General features: G+C 38.5%; 15 protein-coding genes. 4 read left to right on the top strand and 11 right to left on the bottom strand.

Features of this window, described 5'->3' with window-relative positions; translation table 11 throughout:
* On the top strand, positions 1–253 hold a 253-nt coding region (locus AC1DWN_RS17010), incomplete at its 5' end, for a nucleotidyltransferase family protein (protein ID WP_477560093.1).
* 35 nt (positions 254–288) lie between these two features.
* Here AC1DWN_RS17010 and AC1DWN_RS17005 read toward each other — a convergent pair.
* Positions 289–1341 carry a S16 family serine protease gene (locus tag AC1DWN_RS17005; RefSeq protein WP_477560092.1) on the bottom strand — a complete coding sequence of 351 codons (1053 nt, stop codon included), beginning with the start codon at positions 1339–1341 and terminating at the stop codon, positions 289–291.
* A gap of 191 nt (positions 1342–1532) precedes the next feature.
* Between AC1DWN_RS17005 and AC1DWN_RS17000 the strand changes: the two genes are divergently transcribed.
* A complete protein-coding gene (locus tag AC1DWN_RS17000; RefSeq protein ID WP_477560091.1) occupies positions 1533–2762 on the top strand; it encodes a nucleoside recognition domain-containing protein in 1230 nt (409 codons plus the stop codon).
* A 47-nt stretch (positions 2763–2809) separates the two neighbouring features.
* On the opposite strand, the gene coaD is transcribed toward AC1DWN_RS17000, so the two are convergent.
* The 6 genes from coaD to AC1DWN_RS16970 all read right to left on the bottom strand — a co-directional run bounded on the left by coaD (position 2810) and on the right by AC1DWN_RS16970 (position 5724).
* Positions 2810–3313 carry a pantetheine-phosphate adenylyltransferase gene (gene coaD / locus AC1DWN_RS16995; protein ID WP_477560090.1) on the bottom strand — a complete coding sequence of 168 codons (504 nt, stop codon included), beginning with the start codon at positions 3311–3313 and terminating at the stop codon, positions 2810–2812.
* Positions 3300–3893: a 16S rRNA (guanine(966)-N(2))-methyltransferase RsmD gene (rsmD, locus tag AC1DWN_RS16990; RefSeq protein WP_477560089.1), complete on the bottom strand. Its 594-nt coding sequence runs from the start codon at positions 3891–3893 to the stop codon at positions 3300–3302. The genes coaD and rsmD overlap by 14 nt, the downstream gene beginning before the upstream one ends.
* Before the next feature lie 126 nt (positions 3894–4019).
* Complete coding sequence (locus tag AC1DWN_RS16985; RefSeq protein ID WP_477560088.1) at positions 4020–4145, bottom strand: hypothetical protein; 126 nt, start codon at positions 4143–4145, stop codon at positions 4020–4022.
* 353 nt (positions 4146–4498) lie between these two features.
* Positions 4499–4972 (bottom strand): ASCH domain-containing protein, encoded by a 474-nt coding sequence (locus tag AC1DWN_RS16980; protein ID WP_477560087.1) that lies wholly within the window; start codon positions 4970–4972, stop codon positions 4499–4501.
* Positions 4973–5435: 463 nt separating this feature from the next.
* Positions 5436–5582, bottom strand: a complete 147-nt coding sequence (locus tag AC1DWN_RS16975) for a hypothetical protein (RefSeq protein ID WP_477560086.1) — start codon at positions 5580–5582, stop codon at positions 5436–5438.
* A gap of 16 nt (positions 5583–5598) precedes the next feature.
* Positions 5599–5724: a hypothetical protein gene (locus tag AC1DWN_RS16970; RefSeq protein WP_477560085.1), complete on the bottom strand. Its 126-nt coding sequence runs from the start codon at positions 5722–5724 to the stop codon at positions 5599–5601.
* A 429-nt stretch (positions 5725–6153) separates the two neighbouring features.
* Between AC1DWN_RS16970 and AC1DWN_RS16965 the strand changes: the two genes are divergently transcribed.
* Positions 6154–6534, top strand: coding sequence for a hypothetical protein (locus AC1DWN_RS16965; protein WP_477560084.1), 381 nt, complete (start codon positions 6154–6156; stop codon positions 6532–6534).
* Positions 6535–6556: 22 nt separating this feature from the next.
* Entirely contained in the window at positions 6557–7741 is a 1185-nt protein-coding gene (locus AC1DWN_RS16960) for a tyrosine-type recombinase/integrase (protein ID WP_477560083.1), read from the top strand.
* Between the two features lie 59 nt (positions 7742–7800).
* Here AC1DWN_RS16960 and AC1DWN_RS16955 read toward each other — a convergent pair whose 3' ends face one another.
* From AC1DWN_RS16955 to AC1DWN_RS16940, 4 genes are all read right to left on the bottom strand, one after another.
* Entirely contained in the window at positions 7801–8484 is a 684-nt protein-coding gene (locus AC1DWN_RS16955) for a DUF4145 domain-containing protein (protein ID WP_477560082.1), read from the bottom strand.
* A 53-nt stretch (positions 8485–8537) separates the two neighbouring features.
* Positions 8538–9182, bottom strand: coding sequence for a hypothetical protein (locus AC1DWN_RS16950; RefSeq protein WP_477560081.1), 645 nt, complete (start codon positions 9180–9182; stop codon positions 8538–8540).
* A 378-nt stretch (positions 9183–9560) separates the two neighbouring features.
* Positions 9561–10604 (bottom strand): hypothetical protein, encoded by a 1044-nt coding sequence (locus tag AC1DWN_RS16945; RefSeq protein ID WP_477560080.1) that lies wholly within the window; start codon positions 10602–10604, stop codon positions 9561–9563.
* Between the two features lie 1583 nt (positions 10605–12187).
* Positions 12188–12559, bottom strand: a complete 372-nt coding sequence (locus AC1DWN_RS16940; RefSeq protein WP_477560079.1) for a VOC family protein — start codon at positions 12557–12559, stop codon at positions 12188–12190.
* Positions 12560–12778: the final 219 nt, after the last annotated feature.

The raw sequence follows: 12778 nt of genomic DNA, 5'->3' as shown, positions 1-12778 counted from the left end.
GGACAAGCTCGCTTCAGGCGTTGAATATATAAGAGTACTAGGATTTACCGACAAAGGCAAGCAATTACTTCGGCGGATGCGAGAAACAGCTAAATTACCCGTCCTCCTCAGCGCAGCGAGAACACCTAAGTCCTATCGGTATTTAGATCTAGATGTACAAGCAAGCGGTGTTTATATGCTTGGAATGCCCAGCGGTACTTCTCCGCAATCGTTGTATCGTGATTTTACAGACAAGCCGATTACCATTAATTGAGGTATAAAATAACAATAAGAAACATTAATCCCTTACTACTGTAATTTGGTACCGTTATAAGTTCTAATACTCTCAATTGCTTCAGATAATGTATGAACGCTAACGATTTGCATCGCAGTACCCAGAGCTTCAGCCTTCGCCTTCGCTTCCCTATAATTGTCAGAGGGCACCAAAAATATTTGTGCGCCCTCTTTGTTTGYAATGACAATTTTCTGCTTAATACCGCCTATAGCACCTATTTTACCATCCACGCTAATCGTTCCTGTGGCTGCAATCGAAGCGCCACCTGTTAAATCACCCTCTGTCAGCAAATCCAATGCTTGTAATGCAAAGACAAGACCAGCGGAAGGCCCGCCAATGTCTTCAGCAGATATCAACAGACGATTACTGCTATCGTTTGGTTGCAAGCTCTGAAGCTCAGTCAAACCTTTCAAGCCCAGTGCCTTTGGCAGTTCTTCTGCTGTTAACGAGGGGTGGATAGCATCGCCTGCTATCGTGACTATACGCTGCTCTCCATCGCGTTCAATATCGAATGTAACTTGATCATTTCGATCTAGCTTATTAAGAGCCAACAATATATCCCCTATATTTGTGAACCTCACGCCGCCATTAATACCAAGAAGCCTATCTCCAGCATGAAACATATCGGAAGAGCTTTTTTTTGCGGACACATCCGATATGACAATCGATTGAGTGACTGTTTTATATGGCACACCGGCATATCCGTAAGCAGCTTCGATTGCATTATTTTGCGAGCCTTGCATAATTACACTCAGTCTCTGAACATATTGCTCCTCAGAATACCCTCGAAATACATCACTCTTCAAGTGAACATCTGCATCCGTATCCCAAATCGACTTTATCACACCTATGAAATTAGGCTCAGTAAGTCTAACCGCAGTAAGCAAAAATGAGCCCTTCCCGTAGCCGTCACCTTCCTCGATGGTCATCATCGGTTCAACCGGAGTTGCAATTCCAGGCTCATAAACAACGTAAGGTGTCGGTGCATACAACAGAGCCCACATCAAGCCGGCTGTTAATACAACTATAATGGCTGTTCGTTGAAAGTCAGATCGCTTCACTAGCACTCAAGACGCTCCCTTCTCCATACCCGAAACACAAATCACTCTACTACCCTTCTAACGATTATGGTCTATCCCTAACGGTATAGACGTATTAATTAACGTAGACTGTCTGTCCATCTCGGCGGGGCCAGTGTCTATTCTCACAAAACACACTACAAATTACCGCATATGCGGAACTAAGGAGTTGTACCGCATTGGTCAAAACAGTTCTGCTTGCATGCTTCTCCATACTGCTAGTTGGAGCCATCATTCTTCAGCCGGATGCTGCCTTTCATTCCTCGCTGCAAGGGCTCACCGTTTGGTGGAATATCGTATTCCCAGGCTTATTGCCTTTCCTTGTGCTGTTTGAGCTGATTGCCGCCTTCGGCCTCACTCACGCGATTGGCACGCTTCTGCAGCCTGTGATGGGCAAAATGTTCAAGCTTCCCGGAGAAGCCGCAATGGCGGTCGTCATGGGCTGGATGGGAGGCTATCCGGCCGGCGCCGAGGCCGTGGCTTCATTGCGAAAACGGAATCTAGTAAATAAGAAGCAAGGTCAGCGTCTGCTTGCTTTAGCTCATATGCCTAATCCACTGTTTATGCTAATCGTTATTGGCGCTGGCTTTCTGCACAAGCCAATTGTTGGTGCCATGATAGCCGCCTCAGTATGGCTGTCCGCGCTATGGCTTATGCTTATCATTTCCCTGTTCAGTCGCGATACAAGTACGAATAGCACCAGTAGTGATCAACTAAAGGCTGATAAAAAACAATTAAGCGTGCTTCATCGTGCCGCTGAAGCACTTCACTTAGGTAGAGAACAAGACGGTCGCAGCTTCGGTAAAGCGCTCGGAGAAGCGGTTGCTTCCAGCGTTCAGAAGCTACTTGTAATTGGCGGCCTAATGATCTTCGCAGCCGTGATTGCAAAGCTTGCCGATCCTCTGCTAGCACCATTATTATCTAAGGCTGGACTGACCTTTCTTAGTCAAGCCTTCTTTGAAGGTCACCTGGGCGCTTATGCTGCCGCCGTCTGGGATGCTCCCGGTACTAGCAGCCTGACCAACGCCGCAGCAATAGCCGCTGTTCTCGCTTGGAGCGGCTTCAGCGGCATTTTACAAGCTGATTATGCGATTAACGGTACAGATTTGAAGCTATTGCCTTTCGTTGCGATGCGCCTCGCACACGCCGTACATGCTTTCTTGTTCATGATTCTGCTCTGGAAGCCATTGACCGCTTTACTTCGTCCATTACTTGCACCGGGCGCAGATCCTGTCTTTGTTTTCATGGAGCCATACCCCATTAACACTTCAGGAGCCGCTGCTGTAAGAGCAAGTGATCTCCCGCTCCTATGGCAATATTCCATAGGAAGCTGTTTATTGCTGCTTCTATTGGCTATGATTATTACTCTAATAATAGTGCCGTTTCACCGTAGCCGTTCCAAACATTAGTTAGCAAGCAAGTATCTGACAGCACTTCGAAACAAACTTGCATCTTTTTAAGGTTGCGGCTTATATTTCTTTTTTAATTGCTCCTCAACCATAGGAGGCACAAGCTCATGCACATCCCCGTGGAATTGGGCGATTTCCTTTACTATACTGGAACTTAAATACGAATATTTAGGATTAGTCATCATAAAAATCGTATCAATTTCATCGTCAAGCAGATGATTTGTAGAGGCGAGCTGAAGCTCATATTCAAAGTCGGTTACAGAACGAATTCCTCTAATAATCACGTTAGCTTGCTTTGTTTTCATAAAACGGACGAGCAGATCGCGGAAGCTCTCAATTTCGACATTCGGGATGTCACGCGTCACTTCAATAAGCTGCTGCTTACGCTCTTCTACGGAGAATAATGGATTTTTGCTCGTATTGTTCAGCACAGCAACGATTAAACGATCAAATTGCCGCGCAGATCTTCGAATAATGTCCAAATGACCATAGGTCACGGGATCAAAGCTCCCTGGGTATACTGCGACGCGCTCTTTGTTATTCGTTGACATCGTCTTCACTCCTGTCATAGCTATCATTGTTGTAGTATTTGTATATGGACACGGCAATATCTCCGTATTTCGCGTATTTAAATTGTTCAAAATAATCCATCTGCTCCGGATAATGATGTCCCGCATCATGCTCCACGACAATAACCGCTCCTGGTTCCAGCATTTCATCGGTAGCCATTTGAGTGAGCAATTGATCCATTGTTGTCATTTTGTAGGGCGGATCGAGAAACACAAGCCGAAACTTTTGTTTACGCTTCGCTAATGCTTTCAAAGCGCGTTCCGCATCGTTGCGATATATATCCGCAGCGCTGCCCATTTTTGCTATAACAATATTTTCACGAATGACGTCTATACTTAGTTTCTCACGATCAATAAAAACAGTCCGTTCTATGCCTCTACTCCAAGCTTCAATGCCTAGACCGCCCGTACCTGCAAATAGGTCAAGCGCGGTACCTCCGTCAAAATAAGGACCAATCATACTGAATATAGCTTCCTTCACTTTATCCGTTGTTGGCCTCGTATTCATACCTGGCACAGCCTTCAGGATGCGGCCTCTTGCCTCGCCCGCAATAACTCTCACTGAAATTGCCCCTTTCTATCTCATTCCCGCCTATCGTACCATAGATTCCCTTTATTAATAAAGTCGAAGCTTGTCTATTAATATAGCGTTAACTTGCCAATAATTGGCATACAAAAATATTTCATCCTAAATATGTATATTCACACGCCTATCGGACAAAATAAACTTATCGGCGTTGCAAGATGCCGTAGACAACCGCGGAGAAGGCTTACGTTTCCCCATAAGTTCTTCATCCGGTTTCTCCTCTCCCATGAAAAGGGCGTCCTGAAAGGGACGCCCGATTTTTTATTTAAACACATGTGTATCAAGGTATATAATCCAATCCATATTTATGAGACTATAAATTGTAGACGCTTTTACTAATCAAAACACTTTCGTAATCAAGGAGCTTAGTGACATCTGTAAAGTGACTTTCAATTAAACTTGGAAGAGTTTGGCCCATATCTTCACTCAATGAATCAGTGGCAACCCACTCATGAAGCTGCTTAGCTGCAAAAAATAAATCTTATAATGTTTTGTGACAAACCGCCTTTTGATCCTCGTTCAATACAACATACTTACTCATATAAATGCCTCCTGTGATTTTATTTAATGAGATTTAATCTCTATTTCATAGCAAGCACATGAAAGTCCTCAAGACCGGGATAATGCCAGAATCCTTGTTGCCCTTTAGCTGATATAAATTCAATCTGTTTAACATCAGTTAGTTCCCATGCATAACGCCCTTCTGAATAATAACCGTAATTAAATTCGTTTGAATCTTTGCCTATCCAATTAGACGGAGATCCATTATGCATAAGTAAAACTGCATCTCCGTTATGATCTATATGCACCTCGTGACAATCATGTAAATTTGACGTTGCTAAAATCACTCCTGTAGGAAGGTTGTACACTGTATATCCATGTTTAGCAAGCGTTGATCGGATCGGCTCCCGTATGCATGCTTCAATATCAATTTTCTTGCCGGCATGGATCGCCAGCTTGCCACGGATATGAGTCCGGCGTAAGCGTGTTTCGAATTTCTTTTCGCCTAGCGCGATTAATGTCGCCCAAGGCTGGATTACTGTTATTACTCTCATCCTCTAAACCTCCCAATATACTTAATATTCATTCAAAATAGTCTCAGTAAATCGTTCACACTTATTGATCAAAGGTTTCCACCAGATTCCCTCTGCTATCCTTTTATATAAGACTAGTATCATTCCAGAACAAACATCCAATCACTAAGCTCTATCAAAACATAATCTACATGTAGTCAAAACGTAGGGAGGTAATTTAAATAATGCACAATAACCTTGGTACGATTCTGGTACTGTTCATTCTATTAGTGATTATCGCTTGTAGTTGTGGTATCTTCGGCCGTAATGAGCGAAACAATGTCTATTAATTACGTGACCTCCGTTCGTTAACTCCTAAAATAGCATTAATGAGAATGCCCATTCTATGGGCTTTCTTTTTCGTAATGAAACTTAATATTCACGCAGATTCATTGCTTTTTTGTGTCAGAAGTTCCACACCAATCTTTAATCTATCATGTTCTTCTCAACAATTTCTTAAATCCGATACAAGACTAAGCACCAGCATTTTCTGTTCACGATCTGATTCATCAATGGGCTTTTGAACATATTCCTTAACTACTTCGTCCAATTGTTCCTCGCTGATATATTCATGCGTTTCTTCTTCCACCATGTACACCGCGTCCTATTCATTGAGATACATGACTGAATCTGGACGCTAACCCTATATCTGAATTACTCCGAATAAACTTCAAATTGTACTTAGCAACTTGTCCAGCTGCGCGTGCTTCCTCGACCAATTGTTCTCTCGACATATGTAATTCCTCCCTTTTAAGCTGCTCCCGCAACTTGCAAGATTGTCTGTAAAATAGTTGCTGGATCTGAACCACTCACTAGCGCATAACCAACATCCTTCGCATTAGTTTTATCCAACCAAACCAAAAATGTCTTCATATCAGGCAATTTATGTTCTTGCTCAAATTTACTTATACAACTCCGCGACCGATACAGCACAGCTCTTATTATCTCAAAATACTATCAGAGGCTTTCAAACTACCTTATACCTTTGTTAAGCAGCGCATAGAACAAATGCTTGCCCGTATTAACAGGGAACGACAAGATCGAAACATGCAAGCGAGACTCACCCCTTCTACAGTTAAGTATGCCTATACGGAAGCAACCAATAAAATACTTGACCAATTGGACAGACAAATCGCTAATAAGACTGGAGCGAAACAATCAATATGAAAATATCAGTGCTCTATGATCTTGATATCGATAATGCTCGCCTATACCCTCTCTGGATGATGATCAATTATTTTTCTTTTGACTGGACCAAGACGATTTACATTAGTATTGAAACTCCATTCGAGCGCTTTACATTTGATGAAATCGATTCAGACGTCTTAGCTTTGTCCGTTCCGGATAACGTGTATATTCGACATCCGCTTGATCCATCTCTATTCGGACTGCATCTGCCTTCTCTCAAAAAATATATCAACAAAACCTTAGTTGGCTCCGGCCCGCCAATAGATGTAAACGACATTCAAAGGCTGATGCTTCGTATATCAGATATTGAAGACATAATGGAAACAGAGATTCGATCGTTTGTTCAATGGAAGTAAATTAATTACGGAGGTGCTTGCAGTGTCAAGTATAAAGAAACGAGGACAAAACTCTTGGTTACTGGTAGTTGAGATTGGATATGATGCCAAGGGAAAAAGAATTCAACGTACTAAGACAGTCAAAGTAAGCGATCCATCGCTTCTAAGAGCTCCAAAAAGACTTCAAGAGCATTTGAATACTGAATTAACAAAGTTTAAAATTATGGTTGAAACTGGTGTATATCTGAATCCCGGAAAAATGACCTTTAATGACTTCCTTAAAGATTGGGAACGAAATTTTGTACATATAGAATTAGAAGAAAAAACGATAGCCAGCTATTTATTTCATTCTAAGAAGAGAATCTCCCCATACTTCGGTCACATGTTTATGGAGCAAATTAAATCAATGCATATTCATGATTTTATAGATACACTTCGGAATCCCAATGCTCGTTTGGACGGCTCAGGTCCACTAAAATCTGCAAGCCTGGTTTATAACTACCGTGTCCTAAAAAGTATTTTCACAAAAGCATTGGAGTGGAAAATAATAATTGACAATCCAATGACTGGAGTAAAAAAGCCAAAAGAAGACGACATAAAGGAAATGGAGGTTTACGATGAGAAGGAAATTAAGAAGCTTTTTGAGGCACTCACTTTTGAACCTCTAGCATTTAGAACTGCTATTACTTTAGCGGTGACCACAGGTATGCGACGAGGTGAAATAGCAGGCCTAGAATGGTCTAAAGTCAACCTTGAACTTGGTCATATTTTAATTACGCAAACCATACCTCAAATGAAGAACGGCTCACCGATCTTGAAATCCACTAAGAATGGTAAGCTGCGAAAAATAGCATTATCAGAATCATTGCTTATAGAATTGCGTCTGTTTTATGCTGAGCGCGAATCTGAACGTAGCGAATTGCAAGACCAATGGGCAGATGGCAAACATTCATTTGTATTTTGCCATCCAGACGGTAAACCGTATGATCCAGGTTGGTTCACAAAGCAATGGATTGATTTTTATCGTCGTCACTTATTGAAGCCGATCCGCCTCCATGATCTCAGACATACTTCGGTCTCCTGGATGATTTATAAAAAAGTCCACTCAGAAGCGATTGCAAAACGAGTCGGTCATTCCAATATAAAAATGCTCGAGATTTATGGACATATATTTGAATCCGTGGATCAGGCTGCTGCGGCTGTGTTTGACGATATAAGAATTCGATAACATAAAGCTATTTTATTAAATAAAGACCCAGTTAAATATAACTTAACTAGGTCTTTATTTTAATCTCGCATTAGCGGCTTTCCAAGATCCTTAAGTTTCATATTTAATTTATCTATTCTCTCTTTGTGCTTTTTTGGTTGAACGAATGTAAAATCAAATAAATTTTCTAACACATCCAAGCTCCATTCCGCTTCACCTGGTTCTACTTCTAATACCTCGCCAGATTGAGTTCCTTTCAGTGGATGAGCAGCAAAATTACCTATAATTCGAATGGCATCTACTTCATTTGTAAGAAATGACGGAATATCTGTTAATTTTATAAACATACTTATTTGCTCTGCAAGATTAAATTTATTTATTTTAAATTCTTCTTTAAGAATATGTTGTAAAACTCGCCGACTCAGAGCGGCACTGGCTGCAGGACTAAATTCTACAATTGATTCTGCTTCTAAGAAGTCTTTTTTATATTTATCGGGAACTTCAGGTGGAAGTAGTCTATTCGCCTTTCGATTCGGATATATAATTCTTTCATCTGATACTCCAGATAAATACCATTCTCCACCAGCTGTTTCATAATCACCTATTCTTAATTTCACTATAAATCCTTCACATTCTGGACAAAACGATCCTCCGATTTCGTGTGCATGATCGTCCAATTCCTCATCTTCACTATTCGTGTTAACGTATGCTACAGAATTAGTAAATCTCGGTTTAATACCAACTCCGCAATAAGGACAAAGCATTCTCCTAACCTCCTCTATTCAAATAAGTATACTTAAATTATAGAAATATTTATTTATTCAGTAATTTCGTCATCCTCATAATCAATACAATAACAAGCTATTGATTGACCAAAACATTTAGGACATCGCTCAATATCACATCCAGGTACGTGAAAGTCACCATATCCCCCTAAACATTCAGGACATCGAGCTGGATACGGACCATAAAAATTATCGTTAGTTACTTCTTCCCCAAATCTAATTCTTGGAAAACCTACACCATCTATTTCGTACTCCTCTATTAATCTAGACTCGACATAGTCTCTAGGAAAATTCTTGTGAACTTCCTCAGAGTAGTAAGTTATTATTTCATTACTAAAGAATTCCATAAGATATGCTTCTTCAATCCAAAATTCTTCATCAATATGCGTGTGTAATTCTTCCTCTAGAAATCTGAAATGAAAAGATGTTACAAACTCAAATAGTGATGAATATTTCGCCCTGAGCTCAAAGATTGATAAATCCACTTCAAAATGCATCATTTGATTTCTAATCTCAATAGCCTTTTTTAAATTCTTAATGTCATTATTATCTAATTGAAATTCTAGAATGTTTACCATTCTCTCTATGGCCAATGATAAAGAGATTGTGTTTTTGGGCTTATCAATGTTCTCATAGATAAGATATTTATTAGTCCGTTTTATTTTTTCCTTTACCATTAGTTCAATCCCCTGAACCAGATTAATAAAGGCAACTTTCCATTTGCGATTATCAAACTCAGATAAACGATAAAAAAGTAGAGAAGAATTAATAAAATCATAGGCATTTTMAAGTAAGTTCATTTTTAATCGCAACTGATCACCTCATGAATATAAAATAAATTTCACTATTATTGTCGTTTTTTTGCAGTTTTCATTCTATCAACTACTATGTTAATTTGTTTCTTCGAAATTATAGTTGCATCACCGAATAGAGGTGTATCAATCTAAATCATCAGTTGAAATATCAAAACCTTTTAACGGAAAAGAATACCCATATCGGTGAAAGGGCTGCTGTGTTGCAGCCCTTTCATTATTGAACTATCGATACCCGTAAGTTCAATGATCAGGTTCTTCAGCTGCATTATAATGTGGGAGCCTCAACCAATTTAGTATTAAATACGAAGTGGTAAAATACCAAAATTCAAATATCTTTCTAAACTGTTTCTCGGTAGGCAATAAGTTATTATTTCTCCAGTCATCAATAACCCCTTTAATAGAAATATCTCCTAAAGTATTATTTAGACCACTAATACTTTTAATTTCATTACTACTGTGACGAGAATATGCACCTAATAAATCCGAAGCATTAAATATACCAAAGAAGTATTTTCTCCAATGGTCATTTGAATTAATTTGATCTATTATCGAATAAACTAGTTGATTTATCTTTGGGTTACTGGACTTTCTGTCATATTCAACTCTATTTCTTCCAACATCTTTAATTATTACTTCTAAAATATTACTTAACCTTTTTATAAAATCAGATTGAATAAAACTACTTATATTAGCCCACTCATATAATACTACGCTAATTTCTTTTTTTACTATGGCCCCTTTAAATAAATAACTCGAATTGAGCAAGTCTACTTTTCCACTTATGTGAACCTTATCAAAGGCTGATATATTATAAAAATCCAAAAATTCATTCATCTGTATTGACCATAAATATTCTTGAAACGGATTTTTTTCCATGTGTTTTATTACTCCATTATTACATATATAGTTCGCATATTTTAAGGCTATTGAATCATATATCTCAATCCCACTTGTTTTTAGCATTGCTTCTATGTGATTTAGTTCTAAATTATCTTGTTTTTGTTTTATTTCTCTAGGGATCTGACGCAACCAAAATTGATCTAATTTATTCAATGATTCGAAGTAGCTTAAAAAAACTCTATGCAATGAAAAAAAATGACCTTCCCCCATATTTACAATGAATTTATTTAATTCTTTATGGTTAATCCAAAACAATCGTTCAGATTTAGTATCATAACCACCTTCAACATTTTCAGTTTCATTATCTTCATACTGCATATAAAAACTATCTAGTGATGGTAAATTCCGTAATTTTGTAGAAACAATAATTCCATTTTTATACATATCATATTCACTCCAAATTTATAATTTACTACAATGTAATTTACTCTTTCTTTTATGCAGTAGCTGCCGAACAAGTAGCAGCTATCGTTCGTGATATTACAAAAACAGACCAATTAAAGGCACTTGGAACAGAAGTACGTCAAGCTAATTTTGATTAACCCGCGTCACTAGATAAGGTATTTGAAGGCGATGTCATGTATCACCCGCGTTCCTTATCCATATCGACACACTATTAATAATACCACATTACGGTAACTAATCATCCCACTAAACTTCCCGTCAGTTGAGAAAAGGCAGCCGATTAGTCTTGCTGCCTTTTACTGTTGTTATTGAGTTCTCATTGCATGTTAGTGTAATCACTTTAGATGTTTTTATATACAAATTCTCTTTATCCCTTGAACGCCTGTTTGCTGTATAAGTTTTTTGCATGTTCATTTTTGGTCCAATATTCCAGTTTTACATTGTCCAGCCCTTCGTTCTTTGCTAGTTCGTAAATGTAATTCATTAATGTGAGCCGTACCCTCTTCTTTTTTGCTCCTCTACGATTCTTATTGGTGAACGAACATAGTTTTATGTTGTTTGGACCATATGGTTCATCGTTGTCTTCTATAAGTAGAAAAGTTAAGTTCTCATTTGTTACTGCCTCCAAAAAAAGTCTCACATATCTTCAAAGTTGTATGGTGTGAAATGCTCAGGATAAAAAATAGGTTTTTGTTCGCTGTTTATCCAATGATCTACTTTGGTAATATGAAGATCATAACTCATAAAAATATCACTTCACCCAAATATTAGAATTAGTGTCGATATATAAGATTCCTTATTTGATCTAAATATCCTCTAGATATAACCCAAATATGTATCAAATACCAAACTATTCTGCCCGTTAGTTTAATGCTTTCCCGCTCTTTTTAGTTGAGTACTATATTTTTTTGTCTTATACTCTACTTTCACATTATTAGTCCACCATTTGTACACCAAAATCGCTTAAACGGCCTTATTTCACCAGTTTTATACGGGAGATTAAGGTCAAGAATCCTTGATATGACGCGGTATTCTAATACACACCACAATAAGATCCTCTCCTCTCCCATGAATAGGAGCTCTCGAAAGAGGGCTCCGATTTTTTGTTTAAGAGCCTTATATATCAAGGAATTTAAGACAATCCTTATCTTCGAGAGAATAAATTGTCGTCCAATTGTCGCCCAAATTATAAATGCAGATACAATATAGTCACTCCGACTGATCCGCGAAACGAAAAAATCGAAGTCGACAAAAACTTATTTAGCGTTGAGGTGATGCTACCTGCTTCCATATTTAATGGGCAGGACCTTGACCAGGTAATCACTAAAACTAAAGAGGATGGAGTCAGTGAGGCCACTAAAAACGAGGATGGATCCATTTACGGAAATTTTCTAAAGTATAGGTATTCTCGAAGCAATTTATCTATCCTGCACGTTAGCTTAATAAAGAAAGGGTGCAGCTGCCGCAGCAAACTTCCCCTTATTTGCTCAACTAAGTTACCCGATAGCTTAACGCCTTCTTGCTTGAAAGCTGTGATGTATATACCTATTCCATTCTCTACTTCATCTGTGTTGATCTATAAGAATGGGATTACCATCAGGATCTTCAATTGTAAAACTTGCAGGGCCTTCGCTTGTTTCATCTGCTTCAGATAGTATTTTAATTCCTTTTGCTTTAAGCTGTTTTTGAATATCTCGAATGTCCGTAAATGAATTAAGATTTTCGCCATTTTCATTCCAGCCTGGATTAAAGGTCAGAATATTCTTTTCAAACATCCCTTGGAATAGACCAATTATACAACTTTCATTCTTCATAATGAGCCAATTTTGGGTAATGTCGCCTCCTAAGACTTGAAATCCTAGATTTTCGTAAAATGATTTTGATTTGTAAATGTCTTTTACACTTAAACTTACAGAGAATGCGCCCAGTTTCATGTTTCCTCCAATAAAAAAATTATTTTTAAAAGGTTTATTGCATAAAGTATTCAACATTACTTTGATGAACACATGTTTCGCCCAGTATTGTAACCACGGAAACAATTATAATTTCTTTAATTACATATTGATCGTATGGACTGAATAGGGGTCGATATCCTAAGCTACTGTCACGATAATGGGTTGATTCTTTGTAATAATTATGGTGTGCTCATGTTG

Source organism: Paenibacillus sp. P4_A7 (assembly GCF_056402455.1).
Note: the sequence above shows the minus strand (reverse complement) of the source record. Positions and strands in the feature narration are given on the sequence as shown.